At 69.7% G+C, this 16125-nt stretch carries 14 protein-coding genes; 6 read left to right on the forward strand and 8 right to left on the reverse strand.

What is annotated here, in order from left to right:
• Positions 1-70: 70 nt before the first annotated feature.
• The 6 genes from ACEYYH_RS04960 to glnT are packed head-to-tail and all read right to left on the reverse strand — an operon-like array spanning position 71 to position 6222.
• Positions 71-1204, reverse strand: coding sequence for an FAD-dependent oxidoreductase (locus ACEYYH_RS04960; protein WP_374977150.1), 1134 nt, complete (start codon positions 1202-1204; stop codon positions 71-73).
• A gap of 10 nt (positions 1205-1214) precedes the next feature.
• Complete coding sequence (locus ACEYYH_RS04965; RefSeq protein WP_374977151.1) at positions 1215-1802, reverse strand: HutD family protein; 588 nt, start codon at positions 1800-1802, stop codon at positions 1215-1217.
• A 4-nt stretch (positions 1803-1806) separates the two neighbouring features.
• Positions 1807-3132, reverse strand: a complete 1326-nt coding sequence (locus tag ACEYYH_RS04970) for an FMN-binding glutamate synthase family protein (RefSeq protein WP_374977152.1) — start codon at positions 3130-3132, stop codon at positions 1807-1809.
• 38 nt (positions 3133-3170) lie between these two features.
• Positions 3171-3893 (reverse strand): protein glxC, encoded by a 723-nt coding sequence (locus tag ACEYYH_RS04975; protein ID WP_374977153.1) that lies wholly within the window; start codon positions 3891-3893, stop codon positions 3171-3173.
• Positions 3890-4816, reverse strand: a complete 927-nt coding sequence (locus ACEYYH_RS04980) for a glutamine amidotransferase (RefSeq protein ID WP_374977154.1) — start codon at positions 4814-4816, stop codon at positions 3890-3892. Before ACEYYH_RS04980 ends, ACEYYH_RS04975 begins: the two co-directional genes overlap by 4 nt.
• Positions 4817-4854: 38 nt before the next feature.
• A complete protein-coding gene (gene glnT / locus ACEYYH_RS04985; protein ID WP_374977155.1) occupies positions 4855-6222 on the reverse strand; it encodes a type III glutamate--ammonia ligase in 1368 nt (455 codons plus the stop codon).
• 268 nt (positions 6223-6490) lie between these two features.
• Between glnT and ACEYYH_RS04990 the strand changes: the two genes are divergently transcribed.
• Positions 6491-7762, forward strand: coding sequence for an ammonium transporter (locus tag ACEYYH_RS04990; RefSeq protein WP_374977156.1), 1272 nt, complete (start codon positions 6491-6493; stop codon positions 7760-7762).
• Positions 7763-7864: 102 nt separating this feature from the next.
• Here ACEYYH_RS04990 and ACEYYH_RS04995 read toward each other — a convergent pair whose 3' ends face one another.
• Complete coding sequence (locus tag ACEYYH_RS04995; RefSeq protein ID WP_374977157.1) at positions 7865-8908, reverse strand: LacI family DNA-binding transcriptional regulator; 1044 nt, start codon at positions 8906-8908, stop codon at positions 7865-7867.
• A 105-nt stretch (positions 8909-9013) separates the two neighbouring features.
• Between ACEYYH_RS04995 and ACEYYH_RS05000 the strand changes: the two genes are divergently transcribed.
• The 5 genes from ACEYYH_RS05000 to ppk2 all read left to right on the forward strand — a co-directional run bounded on the left by ACEYYH_RS05000 (position 9014) and on the right by ppk2 (position 15445).
• Positions 9014-11104: a beta-galactosidase gene (locus tag ACEYYH_RS05000; RefSeq protein ID WP_374977158.1), complete on the forward strand. Its 2091-nt coding sequence runs from the start codon at positions 9014-9016 to the stop codon at positions 11102-11104.
• A gap of 44 nt (positions 11105-11148) precedes the next feature.
• Positions 11149-12498 (forward strand): ABC transporter substrate-binding protein, encoded by a 1350-nt coding sequence (locus ACEYYH_RS05005; protein WP_374977159.1) that lies wholly within the window; start codon positions 11149-11151, stop codon positions 12496-12498.
• Between the two features lie 107 nt (positions 12499-12605).
• Positions 12606-13565 carry a carbohydrate ABC transporter permease gene (locus ACEYYH_RS05010; protein ID WP_374977160.1) on the forward strand — a complete coding sequence of 320 codons (960 nt, stop codon included), beginning with the start codon at positions 12606-12608 and terminating at the stop codon, positions 13563-13565.
• Complete coding sequence (locus ACEYYH_RS05015; RefSeq protein ID WP_374977161.1) at positions 13562-14479, forward strand: carbohydrate ABC transporter permease; 918 nt, start codon at positions 13562-13564, stop codon at positions 14477-14479. The genes ACEYYH_RS05010 and ACEYYH_RS05015 overlap by 4 nt, the downstream gene beginning before the upstream one ends.
• A 150-nt stretch (positions 14480-14629) precedes the next feature.
• Positions 14630-15445, forward strand: coding sequence for a polyphosphate kinase 2 (ppk2, locus tag ACEYYH_RS05020; RefSeq protein ID WP_374977162.1), 816 nt, complete (start codon positions 14630-14632; stop codon positions 15443-15445).
• Here the strand turns inward: ppk2 and ACEYYH_RS05025 are convergent.
• Complete coding sequence (locus tag ACEYYH_RS05025) at positions 15394-16092, reverse strand: TetR family transcriptional regulator (protein WP_374977163.1); 699 nt, start codon at positions 16090-16092, stop codon at positions 15394-15396. The two genes, ppk2 and ACEYYH_RS05025, sit on opposite strands and share 52 nt — an antisense overlap.
• Between the last annotated feature and the right edge of the window lie 33 nt (positions 16093-16125).

Below are 16125 nucleotides of genomic sequence, written 5' to 3' on the forward strand. Positions count from 1 at the left end.
AGGGTCCCGGCACCCGCCGAAAGCGACTGCGGAGCATCGGGGGAGCCCGGGGCGGGGCACGCGGCGACGTTCATGCGCCGGCCAGGGCCGCGAGCGGGCGGAATCGCGCAACCCCCGAGTCGGTGCCGGTGACGAGCCGGGCGGTGAGCTCGCCCAGCAGCGGCGCGAACTTGGCGCCGTGGCCCGAGCACGGCGAGAGGATCGTCACGCCGCCGACGCGGTCGACGATGAACTCGTCTGCCGGGGCGTTCGTGAACAGGCAGGTGGTCTCGGCATAGGGCTCGGGAACGAGCCCGGGCAGTGCCTCGGCGACGTAGGAGACGAGCCGCTCGCGCCGCGCCGGGTCGACGATGCGGTCGTGCTCGAGTGCCGAGCCGATGACGCGCCCGCCGTTGTATTCGGCGACCTTCTGTCCGCGGAAGCCCGCGTCGCGCCCGCCCGGCAGGCCGTACACCTGGATGTCGGCGCGCTTGTTGATGAACGTCGGCCACGCCGTCTCGGGGTCGCGGTAGGGGAAATGCAGCGCCTGCTCCTGCCGCACCTCGAGCGTGGGGAACGCGTCGAGCGCCTCCTGCGGCAGCCCGAGCCCGTCGAGCAGCGCGGGCAGCCAGCCGCCCGCCGCCACGACGACCTGCGACGCCAGGACGGCATCGCCCGCCTCCGACTCCACGAGGTAGTCCTCACCGTGGGGGAGTACGCGGGCCGCGGCCCAAGCCTGCCGCAGCTCGGCGCCCGCGGCGACGGCGAGCCCGACCATCGTCTTCACCGTCTCCTCGGCGTCGATCACGCCGGCGTCCTCGTGCCACAGCACCGGACCGTCGAAGGTGAAGCCCGCCCAGCGGGCCGAGGCCCCGGCGGCAGTCAGCAGTTCGTGCGCGATGCCCGCGTCAGTGAGCACGGCCGCGAGCGCCGCCGGATCGCGGGTCGCGCCGTAGTCCAGCGATCCCGTCGGGGCGATGAGGCGCTCGCCGCGGAGGTCCTCGAGCTCGTCCCAGCCGCGCCGCGCCTCGACCATGAGCCCGGTGTAGAAGGGGTCGGGGTAGGTGTAGCGAAGGATCCGCGCGGAGCCGTGCGAGCTGCCCCACTCGCTCGCGGGAACGTTGCGCTCGAGGATGACGACGTCGTGCCCGCGCCGCGCGAGCTGCCACGCCGTGGCGGCGCCCGCGAGGCCGGCGCCGATGATGGCGATCGGGTGAGGGGACATTCCAGGCCTTTCAGGTGTGCGTCTCGTCGCCGGACGGCGTGAGGTCGAATCGCGCGATGAGTGCGGCCTCGCAGACGATGCGGCGCTCGCGCGGGCTCTGCAGCAGCGCGCTGCCGGGCGGGAGCGGCAGGTCGTCGACGGTGGCTGCTCCCGCCAGCAGCACGGTGAGGGTGGCTGCCGGGTCGACGCGCACCGGGCCGCGATGCAGCTCGATGCGGTACGCGGGTTCTGCGAGCCCGCGCTTGACCATGAGGTTCACGACCGAGACGCCGCCGCGATCCGCGGTCGCGACGACGCGCGCTTCACCGCGGAAACGGATGCCGCGTTCCCGCGTCACCCTCCGCTCGACGCCGTCGACCGCCAGGGCGACCGTGGGCGCACTCAGCGGGATGAGCACGCGGTCGATGCCGGGGAACGCCGAGAACGGCATCCGTCCCCGCAGCTCCGCGATGCTCAGCCGCCACGCGAGCCGCTTCGCGAGTACCCGCGTGACGCCGAGGCCGTTCGCCCACGACTCCGCGGAGGCGTCGGCGGGCGTGACGACATCCAGATCAGCCAAACCAGCGAAACCAGCCTGTGCGCCCAGGTCGGTGGACATGTCGTCAGGTGCGTCCGGGGATCCAGGACGTGCCGGCCAGCGGCACACCCGCCATCGCCGCGGACTCGACCGTGAGGGCCACGAGGTCCTCGGGCTCGAGGTTGCGCAGGTGCGACTTGCCGCACGCACGGGCGATGGTCTGTGCCTCGAGTGTGAGCACGCGGAGGTAGTTCGCGAGCCGGCGCCCGGCAGCGACCGGGTCGAGGCGGGCCGAGAGCTCCGGGTCCTGCGTCGAGATGCCCGCGGGGTCGCGTCCGTCCTGGAAGTCGTCGTAGAAGCCGGCGGCAGACCCGAGTTTCGCGTACTCGTCGGCGTAGCGCGGGTCGTTGTCGCCCAGAGCGATCAGCGCCGCAGTGCCGATGGCCACGGCATCCGCTCCCAATGCCAGCGCCTTCGCGACGTCGGCGCCGGTGCGGATGCCGCCCGACACGATCAGCTGCACGCCGGTGCGGTGCACACCGAGCTCCTGCAGTGCCTGGACCGCGGGGCCGATGGCCGCGAGCGTCGGGATGCCGACGTGCTCGATGAACACCTGCTGCGTCGCCGCGGTACCGCCCTGCATGCCGTCGAGCACGACCACGTCGGCGCCTGCCTTCACCGCGAGGGCGGTGTCGTAGTAGGGCCGGGAGGCGCCGATCTTGACGTAGATGGGCTTGCGCCAGTCGGTGATCTCGCGGATCTCGGCGATCTTGATCGTGAGGTCGTCGGGTCCGGTCCAGTCGGGGTGCCGGCTCGCCGAGCGCTGATCGATGCCGACCGGGAGCGTGCGCATGCCGGCGACGCGCTCGGTGATCTTCTGGCCGAGCAGCATGCCGCCGCCGCCGGGCTTGGCGCCCTGGCCGAGCACGATCTCGATCGCGTCGGCCTTGCGGAGATCGTCGGGGTTCATGCCGTACCGCGACGGCAGGTACTGGTAGACGAGCGTCTTCGACTGGCCGCGCTCCTCGGGCGTCATGCCGCCGTCCCCGGTCGTGGTCGAGGTGCCCGCCTCGCTCGCGCCGCGACCCAGGGCCTCTTTGGCGCCTGCCGACAGGGCGCCGAAGCTCATGCCCGCGATCGTCACCGGGATGTCGAGGTGGATCGGCTCCAGGGCGTTGCGCGCGCCGAGCGTGACGTCGGTCGCGCACTTCTCGCGGTAGCCCTCGAGGGGGTAGCGGGACATGCTCGCCCCGAGGAAGAGGAGGTCGTCGAAGTGGGGCAGCGCGCGCTTCGCGCCCCACCCGCGGATGTCGTAGATGCCGGTGTCGGCGGCGCGCTGGATGTCGGCGATGGTGGCGCGGTCGAAGGTCGCGGATTCGCGCAGGCCGAGTGCGGCGAGATCTTGGGTCATGGTGATGCTCCCTGGATGATGCGTGGTGTCAGTGCCGGTCAGTACGCGCCGGCGTTGTCGACCTTGAAGTGGTAGAGGCCCCGCGCCGAGCCGTAGCGGCGGAATTCCTCGGGCCGCTCGGTGCGGCCGGCGCGCTCGAGCAGGTCGGCGAGTTCGGCCAGGTGTTCGGGGCGCATCTCCTTCTCGACGCAGTCGGCGCCCAGGGAGGCGACCTCGCCGCGCACGTAGATACGCGCCTCGTAGATCGAGTCGCCGAGGGCCTCGCCCGCGTCGCCGCAGACGACCAGCCGGCCGGCCTGCGCCATGAACGCCGAGGCGTGGCCGATGCTGCCTCCCACGACGATGTCGACGCCCTTCATCGAGATGCCGCAGCGGGCGCCGGTGTTGCCGTCGACGATCACCAGGCCGCCGTGTCCGGTCGCGCCGGTCGACTGCGAGGCGTCCCCGGTCACGTGCACGACGCCCGACATGATGTTCTCGGCGAGGCCGACGCCGGCGCTGCCGTGCACGGTGGCGGTGCCCGTCTGATGCATGCCGGCGAAGTAGTAGCCGACGTTGCCCTCGACGGTGACGTCGATGTCGGCGGTGATTCCGACCGCGATGTTGTGGCTGCCGACCGGCGACTCGACGACGAACGCGTCGCCGTCGGCGGCGTCGTGCAGCAGCTGGTTGAGCTCGCGGACAGTCGAGTCGGCAAGGTCGACGGTTGTCGCCGGGCCTCCGCGAGAGCTGGTGACCGGCTGGGCGGCGATGAGGGTCATCGGGCTGCTCCTTCGAGGACGGGCGCAAGCGCCCAGGTGTAGACGACGCCGGGCGACGGCTCGAAGATGCGGGCGTCCTCGATGCCGGGCAGGCCTGCGAGGGCGCGGTACTCCGACGCCATCGCGATCCAGTCGTCGGTCTCGGCGATGATCGCCGGCTTGCACGCGATGGGGTCGCGCACGACCGCCATGCTGTCGGCAGTGGTCACGACGAGCGTGTAGAACCCGTCGAACACCCCCTGCAGCGCCTTCAGCGCGCTCTCGAGGTCGTCGCCGTGACCCATGCGCCACGCGATGAAGCGGGCCGCGACCTCGGAGTCGTTCTCGCTGTCGAACTCGACGCCCTCAGCCCGGAGCCACCGGCGGATCGACGCGTGGTTGCTGAACGAGCCGTTGTGCACGAGGCAGAGGTCTTCGGCGACGGTGAACGGGTGCGCGCCGACGGCGTCGACCGCCGACTCGGTCGCCATGCGGGTGTGCGACAGCGCCTGCGTTCCGCTGATCTCGGTGAGCCCGTACACGTCGGCGAGCTCGACCGGGTGTCCGACCCCCTTCAGCACGGCCACGTTCGATCCGCGCCCGATGATGCTCTCCCCGGGAAGCGCCGCACGCACCGCCTTCTCGAGAACGGATGCCTCGACCTCCGCGTTCACGAGCACCGATTCGGCGTACGCGACCACCGTCGGCCCGGCCCCGTCCGGCAGCGCACCGCGCAGGGTTTCTGCGAGAACCGCGGGGTCAGCATCCGTGATCACCGTGATCGCCGACGATCCTTCCGGAGTCAGCCGATCCGAGCCGTACAGGGCGAGTCCTGCCGAGTCGGGGCCGCGCTCGACGATCTCACACAGCATGCCGTGCATGAGGCCGCCGAGCTCGCCGCGCAGCGCGGGGTTGCGAATCTGCAGTGCAGCGATTCCGCACATGAGGTTACCTTTCGTTCGAGAAACGGATGCCGCGGCGCTCAGTACGCCGTGAGGTAGCGGTCGAGCTCCCACGCGGTGACGGTGTTGTGCCAGCCGAGGAACTCGTCCTCCTTGGCGTCGGCGAAGTACTCGCCGATCCCGGAGCCGCCGTCATCGAGCGCCTCGCGCAGCACGGCGTCGTCGCGGAGCGACTGCACGGCGTGCAGGAGCGTGCGGGGGAGCACCGCCGAGGTCTCGCGGAACTCGCCGGGTCCGCACGGGGCACCGGGGTCGGCCGCGCGCTCGATGCCGTCGAGGCCGGCGTGCACGACGGCGGCGAGGGCGAGGTACGGGTTGGCCGAGCCGTCGGCCGCGCGCAGCTCGATGCGGTTCGCGTCGGGCACGCGGATGAAGTGCGTGCGGTCGTTGCCGCCGTAGGTCGCGTGCTTGGGCGACCAGGTCGCACCCGAGGCGCTCGTCGTCGCACCGCGGCGCTTGTAGGAGTTGACGCTCGGCGCGAGGAACAGCTGCAGGCCGGAGGCGTGGTCGAGCATGCCCGCGACGAACGAGTAGGCCAGCTCCGAGAGTCCGAGGCCGCGCTCATCGCTCGCGTCGGGGAACACGGGGGAGCCGTCGTTCCACAGCGACAGGTGGAAGTGCAGGCCGTTGCCGGCGCGGTCGCTGAAGGGCTTGGGCATGAACGTCGCGGTCATGCCGCGCTGCTCGGCGAGCATGCCGATGAGGTAGCGCAGCGTGATGACGCGGTCGGCTGTGATGAGCGCCTCGTCGTACTGGAAGTTCTGCTCGAACTGACCGGGGGCGTCTTCGTGGTCGTTGGCGTAGTTGCCCCAGCCGAGCGCGTTCATCGCGTCGCTGACCGCGGCGAGGTGGTCGTACATCCGCGTCACGCCGCGGGCGTCGTAGCAGGAGCGCAGGCCCTCGTCCTTGGCGTCCGCGGCCGTCAGCGTGCCGTCTTCGGAGCGGTCGACGAGGAAGTACTCGACTTCGGCGCCGACCTTGGCCGACAGTCCCCGCTCGGCGAGGCGCGCCAGCGCACGCTTGAGGATGACGCGCGGGGCGTAGGGCCACGGCTCGCCCCCGACATGGGGATCGCAGTGGACGATCGCGAGGCCTTCGCGCACGAACGGGATCGGCGCGTACGAGTCGAGGTCGGGGACGGCGATGAGGTCGGCGTCGTGCGGGCGCTGGCCGATGAGGCCGGCCGCGAAACCCGCGAAGCCGAGCTCGCCGGCCTCGAGCTCGTCGGCGGCCGAGACCGGAACGAGCTTGGCGCACGGCTTGCCGTTGAGGTCGACGAACACCGCGAGGATGAAGCGGACGTCGTCGGCCAGCGCCCGGTCGCGCAGCGACTGCGATGCGGTGGGCAGGGTGACGACGTCACCCCCGGCGAAGGCGGGAAGGGTCATGGCGGATCTCCTCAGGTCGGGTTGACTGTTGGTGAAGCGTGTTGAACGACAGTAACAACTCGTACACTCCGAAGAAGTGTCGCCCATGTTTCGGGCGCGTAAAACCGGTCTCACTCGTTGTCACGCAAGGTTCACGTGGCAGAAATCGCCGCTGAGTTGCGCGTGGTGAAAATGGGTTGCACGGCAGTGGTCTGCCGGCAGGCGCAGATCATAGGTGCACCGCAACCCGGCGGTCCCTCCCGCAGCCGCCTGCAGAGAGGCTCGCGTCATGGATCAGGGAAACACCACATTCATCCTGCTGTCGGCAGCGCTCGTGCTCCTGATGGCGCCCGGTCTGGCCTTCTTCTACGGAGGCCTCGTCAAAGCGAAGAGCGTCATCAGCATGATGATGATGACGTTCGGCGCGGCCGGGCTCGTCGGCGTGCTGTGGGTGATCTACGGCTACGCGATCGCCTTCCCCGGCTCCGACGGACTCGTTGCGCCGTGGTCGATCGACTGGTCGGCCATCGGGCTCGAGAGCCTCATCGAGGTGCCCGAGGGTGCGGCCTATCCGCCCATGGCATTCGTCGCCTTCCAGGCCACGTTCGCGATCATCACGGTGGCCCTCATCTCGGGGGCGATCGCGGACCGTGCGAAGTTCGGATCATGGATGCTGTTCGCCGGCGTGTGGGCGACGGTCGTGTACTTCCCGGTCGCCAGCTGGGTCTTCAATTTCGGTCTCGCCGAGGACGGCAGCTTCGCCTACGGCGGCTGGATCACGTACGGCCTGCAGGAGGTCTTCGGCGTCGGCGTCATCGACTTCGCGGGCGGCACCGCGGTGCACATCAACGCCGGTGCGGCGGCCCTGGCCCTCGCCCTGGTACTGGGCAAGCGCGTCGGGTTCCAGAAGGGCGTGCACGTCCCGCACAACCCGCCGTTCGTCCTCCTCGGCGCCGGCCTGCTCTGGTTCGGCTGGTTCGGCTTCAACGGCGGCTCCGAGCTCGCTGCCGACGGCACCGCGGCCCTCGTCTACGTCAACACGATCGCCGCGACCGCCGCCGCGCTCCTCGCCTGGCTCGTGGTCGAGAAGCTCAAGGACGGCAAGCCCACGTCGGTCGGCGCCGCTTCGGGCGCCATCGCGGGTCTCGTCGCGATCACTCCCGCGTGCGCGGCGCTGAACCCGATCTGGGCGATCGTGCTCGGTGTCGTCGCCGGCGCGGTCTGCGCCCTGGCGATCGAGCTGAAGTTCAAGTGGGGCTTCGACGACTCGCTGGACGTCGTGGGCATCCACCTCGTGGGCGGTCTCATCGGCACGCTGTACCTCGGCTTCTTCGCCAACGGCACCGGCCTCTTCATGGGTGGTGACGGCACGCAGCTGCTCGTCCAGGCGATCGCCGCCTTCGCGGTGCTGGGCTACTCGCTGATCCTCACGCTCGTGATCGGCTTCGCCATCGAGAAGACCCTCGGCTTCCGCGTCAAGAGCGAGGACGAGGTCGCCGGCGTCGACCTCGCCGAGCACGGCGAGACGGGCTACGTCCTGGACGAGAAGCAGCTCGCCTGACGGGGGCGCCGGGGCGCAGCATCCGTCCCGGGGTTCCCGCAACTGCGAGAGGGTGGGTTCCCGCACGCCACGGCGTGCGGGAACCTGCCTTCTCGCCTGTCGTCAACGGGCCGGCGCGGGGCCGGAGGACTCCCGCACGACGACGCGCGGGATGTCGATGGGCACGGTGCGCGGCGCAACGCCCTCGATCTGCCCGATGAGCGAAGCGACGGCTTCGCGCCCGCGCGCGGCGTGGTCGACGCGCAGCGTCGTCAGCGGGGGGTCGATGTACGCCGACTCGGGGAGGTCGTCGATGCCGACGACACTCACGTCGGCGGGAACGCGGAGTCCCCGTCGCTTGAGCGCGAGGATGGCGCCGATCGCCATCTGGTCGTTGGCCACGACGTACGCGGTCGCGTCGGGGAGTTCCGCGAGACCCGCGATGGCGTCGTAGCCGGATCGGGCAGACCAGTCGCCGGTGAGTTCCCCGGCGTTGACGAGGCCGAGCTCCTCGACCGCCGCGGCGAACGCGCGCGCACGGTTGCGGCCTGCTGACCAGTTCGCGGGGCCTGCCACGTGGGCGAGCCGGCGGTGACCGAGGTCGCGGAGGTAGGTGATGAGTGCGGGCATGCCGACGCGCGAGACGTCCGTCTTCGCGAGCCGGGTGTCGTCGGCCTCGCTGTGGACGTACGTCGGCATGGAGAAGTGCGCGGCTTCGAACGCGCGCACCATCTCGTCGGTGGATGCGAGCGCGAGGACCCCGGCCAGGGTGGTCGGGCCGATCAACGCGAGGGACTTCGCGATCGAGTCGCGGTCATGGGCATCGAGCGAGATGACGTCGAGCACGTAGCCGGACTCGCGCGCCTCCATGGTCGCGCCATGCGCTGTGAGACTGGGGCCTGTCTCGGACTCGTCGTGGACGAGCGCGCCGATGCGGTGGGACCGCCCGGACTTCAAGCTTCGAGCGGACAGGTTCGGCTGATACTCGAGCTCGGCGAGCGCTGCTTCGACGCGCGCCTTCGTCTCGGGGCGGATGCCCGGGTAGCCCGTGAGGAACCGGCTGACCGTCTGGTGCGACACACCGGCCGCGTGCGCGACGTCGTAGATCGTCGCGGCCCGTGCCGACGCCGCAGGCGTCCCCAGTTGCGGTTGGGTCTCTTTGCTCACGATTCCCGATTGTCCCTTGACAGCGCGATGTTATCGGAAACATACTAACTCCGCCCGGATGTTTCCGGAAACATCAACCCCTCTCGACGACAACGGAGTCCCCAGATGCACCTCGACCGATCCGGCATCCTCTTCGGCGCCGCGTACTACGCGGAGTACCACCAGAGCGACCGCGTCGATCAGGACCTCGACCTGATGAAGGGGGCCGGCTTCACGGTCATCCGTGTGGGGGAGTCGGTGTGGTCGACGTGGGAGCCCCGCGACGGCGAGTTCCACCTCGAGTGGCTGCAGCCGGTGCTCGACGGCGCCCACGCCCGCGGCATCGCGGTCGTGCTGGGCACCCCGACGTACGCCGTTCCGCCGTGGCTGCAGACCGCGTACCCCGAGATCGCCGCTGATGTCCGCACCGGCCAGCCGATGCCGTGGGGTGCACGCCAGGAGATCGACTACTCGCACCCCGCCTTCCGCTTCCACGCCGAGCGGGTCATCCGCGCCGTCGTCGGCAGGTACGCCGATCACCCGGCGGTGATCGGGTACCAGGTCGACAACGAGCCCGGCATGGTGCTCTTCCATAACCGCGGCTCGTTCCAGCGGTTCGTGCGTCGACTGGCAGCCACCTACGGCGACGTCGACACGCTGAACCGCGAGTGGGGGCTGACGTACTGGTCGCACCGGCTGTCGGACTGGTCGGATCTGTGGGCACCCGACGGCAACTCGCTGCCGCAGTACGACCTCGCGTGGCGTCGCTACCAGGCCGAGCTCACGACGGAGTTCATCGCCTGGCAGGCCGACATCGTGCGCGAGTACGCGACGCCCGAGCAGTTCGTGACGACGTGCATCGCCTACCCGCGCCCGGCCCTCGACGACGAGAAGCTCGTCGAGGCGCTCGACATCACCGCGGGCAACCCGTACTACGCGATGCAGGACCACCTCGACGCCACGAAGGAGCTCGCGCCGGTCACCCCGTGGACGACGAGCGGTGTCCCCGCGATGTTCCGTCAGGCCGACCGGCTGTTCTCGTCGAACCAGGGCCGCTTCCTCGTCACCGAGACCGACGCCCAGTCCATCGGCGGGTCGGAGTTCAACCTGCCGCCCTACCCCGGGCAGCTCGCGCAGGCGGCGTTCGCGTTCGTCTCGCGTGGCGCCGCGATGATCGAGTACTGGCACTGGCACACGCTGCCGTACGGCACCGAGACCTACTGGGGCGGCATCCTTCCCCACAGCCTCGAGCCGGGGCGCGTCTACCGCGAGCTCGCGCGCGTCGGCGCGGACTTCGCCGCCATCGGCGACCTGCTCGACGGCTACGAGCCCGACGGCGACGTGGCCATCCTGTGGTCGAACGACTCGCGCTTCGCGCTGGAGTTCTTCCCCACCTTCCCCACGGCGACGGGGCAGCCGGATCGCACCAGCTACACACGCATCTTCGACGCGTTCCATCGCGGCATCGTCGACGGCGGCGCACAGGCACGGATCCTGCATCCCGACCAGGCGCTCTCGTGGGGCGCGACGAAGCTCGCCGCACGGTTCCCGGTGCTCATCGCGGCAGGGCTCTACGTGGCGACCGACGCCCATCTCGACCTGCTGCGCGAGTACGCCGCGGCGGGCGGCCACCTCATCGTCGGCATCCGTACCGGGTACGGCGACGAAGAGGCACGGGCGCGGGTCAGCGTCGCTCCGGCGCGGCTGACGGATGCTGCGGGCGTGAGCTACGAGGAATTCTCGAACCTGCACGACCCGCTGCCGGTGCGGGCCGAGGGAGAGCTCGAGCTCTCCGACGGCGCTGAGGCGACCCTGTGGGCCGACGGACTCCTGCCGTCCGACGCCGACACCCTCGTGCGCTACGTGCACCCGCGGTTCGGCGACTTCGCCGCGGTGACCAGCCGCGGGCACGGCGACGGCCGCATCACCGTGGTCGGCACCGTTCCCTCCGCCCAGCTGGCGGCCGACCTCGTGCGCTGGGCCGCGCCGGACCTCCGCGCCGACGCGATTGCGCCGGACCGCGCACTTCCGGTGACCGTGAGCTCGGGCTCGCTCCCGGACGGCCGCCGCGTGTGGTTCGTCTTCAACTGGAGCGGCGAGCCGCAGGCGTTCACGCCGGCCGTCGACCTGGCGGACGCCGTCACGGCGGAGGAGCTGTCCGCCGACACCGAGATCTCCCTTCCTGCGTGGTCGACACGCTGCCTCGTCGGAAGGTGAGCACCCAGGGGATCACGCGATCCCACCGAGAAGAAAGAGCAATCATGAAGAAGGCACGCAGAACAGCAGCGACGCTGACCGTCGGCGCGGCCACGGTCGCGGTGCTCCTCACGGGGTGCGCCCCGAGCGGCGACGGCGGCGGCACCCAGGGCCCGATCACCCAGGAGCAGATCGACGAGGCGATGAGCACTCCGACGGAGCTCACGTTCTGGACCTGGGTCCCCGACATCCAGAACGAGGTCGACCTCTTCGAGGAGAAGTACCCCGACATCACGGTGAAGGTCGAGAACGTCGGCCAGGGCCTGCCGCACTACCAGAAGCTCCGCAGTGCGATCGAGGCGGGCGAGGGCGCACCGGATGTCGCGCAGATCGAGTACCAGTACATCCCGTCGTTCGTGCTCCCCGGGTCGCTCCTCGACCTCACTCCGTACGGCGCCGACGACCTCGCCGACGACTACGTGGGCTGGGCATGGAACCAGGTGTCACCCGGTGACGAGGTGTGGGCGATCCCGCAGGACGTGGGGCCGATGGGCAACCTCTACCGCGAAGACATCCTCTCCGCGGCGGGCATCACCGAGCCACCGGCGACGTGGGACGACTACGCGACGGCCGCCAAGGCCGTCAAAGACAGCACGGGCTCGTACATCTCCAACCTCGGTGCGACGCAGGCCGGGCAGATGATCGGGTTCTTCTGGCAGGCGGGCGTGAAGCCCTTCGGCTACGACGGCGAGGAGACCGTCTCGATCAACGTGAACAGCGACGAGGCGAAGCAGGTCGCCGACTACTGGACCGACCTGATCCAGCAGGACCTCATCTCGACCGACGTCGACTTCAACGACACCTGGTACCAGGGCCTCGCCAGCGGCAAGTACGCCGGCTGGCTGACCGCGGCATGGGGGCCGATCTTCCTCCAGGGCACGGCCGCCGATACGTCAGGGCTATGGCGCGCGGCGCCGCTGCCGCAGTGGAGCGCCGATGAAGAGGTCTCGGGCAACTGGGGCGGCTCGTCGGACGCCGTGCTCGCGTCGAGCGAGAACCCGATCGCCGCGTACGAGCTCGCGAAGTTCATCAACAACGACCACGAGTCGGCGATGATGCTCGCGACCGAGCAGTTCCTCTACCCGCCGCAGGTGTCGGTGCTCGAGGACCCGGCCTTCGCCGACCAGGAGTCCGAGTTCTACGGCGGCCAGCAGGTCAACAAGCTGTTCGCCGAGATCTCCACGACGGTCGACACCGACTTCCAGTGGCTGCCGTTCATGGACTACGTCTACTCCACCTATGAGGAGACCATGGGCACCGTCATCGCCGACAAGGGCGACATCAGCGGCGCCCTCGACACCTGGCAGGACCAGCTCGTGAGCTACGCCGAAGACCAGGGCTTCACCGTCGAGTGAGACCGCGGAGTGCCCGTCCACATCGGCGGGCACCTCCGCCGCGGCCGATCGCGCCGCCACCGCGACGCGATCGGCCGGTCCGCAGCATCCATTCGAAAGGAGACCCCGTGGCGAACGCATCGACGCTTCCTGCCGCGCGTCCCGCAGCGTCCGCGAAGAAGCGGCGCACCAGTCCCACCCAGCGCAAGCAGTATCGCGCCGCCTACCTGTTCCTCTTGCCGTTCTTCGTCGTGTTCCTCACGATGCTGGTCATCCCGCTCGTCTACGCGGGGTACCTGAGCCTGTTCGAGAGCAAGCTCATCGGCGGTGAGGTCTTCGCAGGGCTGAACAACTACGTCCGGGCACTGACCGACCCCCAGTTCTGGGGAGGCCTCGGCCGCGTGGCGCTGTTCTTCGTCGTGCAGGTGCCCATCATGCTCGGCCTGGCCCTGTTCTTCGCCCTCGCCCTCGACACGTTCCTGGCGCGGGGATCGAAGGGCATCCGGCTGCTCATCTTCATGCCGTATGCCGTGCCCGCGGTCGTGGCGACGCTGATGTGGGGCTACCTGTACGGCCCGGACTTCGGTCCGATCGCGCAGATGGCGCGGGCGCTCGGGTTCGGCACTCCCGACTTCCTCTCACCGGGCAACATCCTCGGGTCGATGATGAACATCGTCACGTGGGAGTTCGTCGGCTACAACATGATCATCATGTACGCGGCGCTGCGGGCGATCCCGGGGGATCTGTACGAGGCGGCCGAGATCGACGGGGCGGGCCAGTTCCGGCTGGCGTGGAGCATCAAGATCCCCGCCATCCGCCCGGCGATCCTCCTGACCGTGATCTTCTCCGTCATCGGGTCGTTCCAGCTGTTCACCGAGCCGAGCCTGCTCAACGCGCTCGCTCCCGACGCGATCACCAACGGCTTCACGCCGAACTATTACGCGTTCAACGTCGCCTTCATCAACCAGGAGCTCAACTACGGTGCGGCGCTCGCGTTCCTGCTGGGAATCGTGATCGCGATCGTGTCGTACTTCGTGCAGCTCGGATCCGAGCGATCTGCGCGCCGTGAGCGGAAGGGGCTCGCATGACCTCCACCGAGACCCGGACGCTGGTCACCGGGGAGCGGCTCGGCCGGCCGCAGACCTCGTACTCCCGCTCCCGCCGGCGCAGCTGGCTGCTGACGATCCTGTTGTGGCTGTGCGTACTGTACTTCGTGCTGCCGCTGTGGTGGCTGCTGGTGTCGTCGACGAAGGACAACTCCGCGCTGTTCTCCACCTTCGGACTGTGGTTCGGCGGTGAGCTCTCGCTGTGGGACAACCTGCAGACGCTCTTCACGATCCGCGGCGGCCTGTTCACTCGGTGGCTGATCAACACGGTGGTGTACTCCGTGACGGCGGCGGCCGGCGCCACGTTGCTGTCGGCAATGGCGGGCTATGCGTTCGCGAAGTACGAGTTCCCCGGCAAGAAGGTGCTGTTCAGCGCGACCCTCGGCGCGATCATGATCCCGCTGACGGCCCTCGCCCTGCCGACGTACCTGCTGTTCGCGCGCGCCGGGCTGACCGACACTCCGTGGGCCATCATCATCCCCTCGCTCGTCAGTCCGTTCGGGGTCTATCTCATGCGGGTGTACGCGGCGGACGCGATCCCCGACACGCTCATCGAGTCGGCCCGCGTCGACGGGGCGGGGGAGTTCCGCACGTTCTGGCAGGTCGGCTTCCGCCTCCTCGGACCCGGGCTCGTGACGGTGTTCCTCTTCTCGCTCGTCGCGACGTGGAACAACTACTTCCTTCCCCTGGTGATGCTGAACACGTCCGACCTGTACCCGATCACCGTCGGCCTCGCGCAGCTGCAGGCGGCGGCATCGGCGGGCGGTGGCACGCAGGCGCTCTTCTCGACCGTGATCACCGGCTCGTTCGTGTCGATCCTTCCGCTGATCGTCGCCTTCCTGTTCCTGCAGCGGTATTGGCAGTCGGGCCTCGCGACAGGGAGCGTCAAGGGCTGATCCACGCGGGATGACGGATGCTGCGCCGCAGCGTCGAGCGGGGGGCCGGATGCGTCGGCCTCCCGCATCAGGCGTTACCGGGGCGTCGCGCTCAGGTGCACCGGAGCCCACCCTTCGCCGCGCGCGGGGGTCGGGTGTACTGTCACCGAGATGAGCGTGTCGCGGCTGCCGAAGAGGATCTACGAGCGCGAGCTGCGGCGACTGCAGGCGCAGCTCGTCGACATGCAGGCCTGGGTCCAGGCATCCGGCGCGCGGATCGTGGTGATCTTCGAGGGACGGGACGCCGCGGGCAAGGGCTCGACGATCAAGCGGGTCGCGGAGTATCTGAACCCTCGCGTCACGCGCATCGTCGCGTTGCCCACTCCGACGGAGCGGGAGAGGACCCAGTGGTACTTCCAGCGCTACGTGCCGCACCTGCCGGCGGCGGGCGAGATCGTGCTCATGGACCGGTCCTGGTACAACCGTGCCGGCGTCGAGCACGTCATGGGGTACTGCACGAACGCCGAGTACCACCGCTTCCTCCACCAGGCACCGATCTTCGAGCGCATGCTGGTGGAAGACGGGGTCATCCTCCTCAAGTACTGGTTCAGCGTCTCGCCCGAAGAGCAGGAGGCCCGGTTCCGCTCGCGGGCAGACGACCCGATGCGACGTTGGAAGCTCAGCCCGAACGACGTGCTCTCGATCACCCGGTGGGAGGACTACTCCCGCGCGAAAGACACGATGTTCGTCCATACCGATATCCCGGAGGCGCCCTGGCTCGAGGTGCCGTCCGTCGACAAGCGCCGCAGCCGGATCAACATGATGTCGCACCTGCTCGCGAGCATCCCGTACGAGCTCGTCCCGCGGGAGGAGGTCGCGATTCCGGTCCGCCCCGACTCCCGCGGCTACGAGCGGCCGCCCCGCAACCTGGAGAACTACGTCCCGGACGTCGCCGCGGAGCTGGAGCGCGCGGCTCGCGACGACTGAGCAGCGGCCGCCGCCTCCACGGCAGCCCGCAGCGCGCCGGGCTCGAGCCCGAGCGCCCACTCGCTCACGTCGGCGACGACGTGCTCGTGCGCGGGGTGGGTGGGCGGTGTCGCGGTGTTCACGTACGAGCCGCCGCCGTCGAGGGCGATGAGGATCCGGATGCAGGCGGTCTCCGCATCCGTGATCCTGAAGTCGCCCGAGGCGATGCCGTCCTCGATGATCGCGGTCAGGCGCTCGCGGTCGAGCTCGTCCTGCTGCTGCAGCGCGATGTCGAGCGCCGGGCTGAAGCGGGCGAGGTGCCGCGCGTTGAGCCACATCCGCGCGAGTGGCAATGAGGCGCCGCGTTCGACGTGCGCCACGAAATGCGCCACGCGCTCCTTCGGGGTGCCCGACCCCGTGAAGAACCGCTCGCGCTCCTGCACGGCGGCGCGCGTGAACGCCTCGATGACGAGCGCCTCGGCGGCGGGGAAGTAGTGCGTGATCAGGCCCGGGCGTACCCCGAGACGGTCGGCGACGGCGCGCAGCGTGATGCGCTCGAGCCCTTCGTCGAGCGCGATCGCCGTCGCGTGCTCGAGGATCTCTTCCCGGCGCTCCTCGGGACGCTTGCGCGTGCGAACCGAAATCTCGCTTGACGTCACGGTGATCATGCTATTGAATGTGTGACCAATAGTCCATTGGGC

The sequence above is a fragment of the Microbacterium trichothecenolyticum genome, assembly GCF_041938625.1.
Classification (GTDB): domain Bacteria; phylum Actinomycetota; class Actinomycetes; order Actinomycetales; family Microbacteriaceae; genus Microbacterium; species Microbacterium trichothecenolyticum_D.

Bases quoted from the DNA above. Each gene is read 5' to 3' on its own strand.
- ACEYYH_RS04970 (WP_374977152.1), bottom strand. From the start codon at position 3,132: ATGACCCAAGATCTCGCCGCACTCGGCCTGCGCGAATCCGCGACCTTC.
- ACEYYH_RS04965 (WP_374977151.1), bottom strand. From the start codon at position 1,802: ATGTCCACCGACCTGGGCGCACAGGCTGGTTTCGCTGGTTTGGCTGAT.
- glnT (WP_374977155.1), bottom strand. From the start codon at position 6,222: ATGACCCTTCCCGCCTTCGCCGGGGGTGACGTCGTCACCCTGCCCACC.
- ACEYYH_RS04980 (WP_374977154.1), bottom strand. From the start codon at position 4,816: ATGTGCGGAATCGCTGCACTGCAGATTCGCAACCCCGCGCTGCGCGGC.
- ppk2 (WP_374977162.1), top strand. From the start codon at position 14,630: ATGAGCGTGTCGCGGCTGCCGAAGAGGATCTACGAGCGCGAGCTGCGG.
- ACEYYH_RS04975 (WP_374977153.1), bottom strand. From the start codon at position 3,893: ATGACCCTCATCGCCGCCCAGCCGGTCACCAGCTCTCGCGGAGGCCCG.
- ACEYYH_RS05025 (WP_374977163.1), bottom strand. From the start codon at position 16,092: ATGATCACCGTGACGTCAAGCGAGATTTCGGTTCGCACGCGCAAGCGT.
- ACEYYH_RS05000 (WP_374977158.1), top strand. From the start codon at position 9,014: ATGCACCTCGACCGATCCGGCATCCTCTTCGGCGCCGCGTACTACGCG.
- ACEYYH_RS04960 (WP_374977150.1), bottom strand. From the start codon at position 1,204: ATGTCCCCTCACCCGATCGCCATCATCGGCGCCGGCCTCGCGGGCGCC.
- ACEYYH_RS05015 (WP_374977161.1), top strand. From the start codon at position 13,562: ATGACCTCCACCGAGACCCGGACGCTGGTCACCGGGGAGCGGCTCGGC.
- ACEYYH_RS05005 (WP_374977159.1), top strand. From the start codon at position 11,149: ATGAAGAAGGCACGCAGAACAGCAGCGACGCTGACCGTCGGCGCGGCC.
- ACEYYH_RS04990 (WP_374977156.1), top strand. From the start codon at position 6,491: ATGGATCAGGGAAACACCACATTCATCCTGCTGTCGGCAGCGCTCGTG.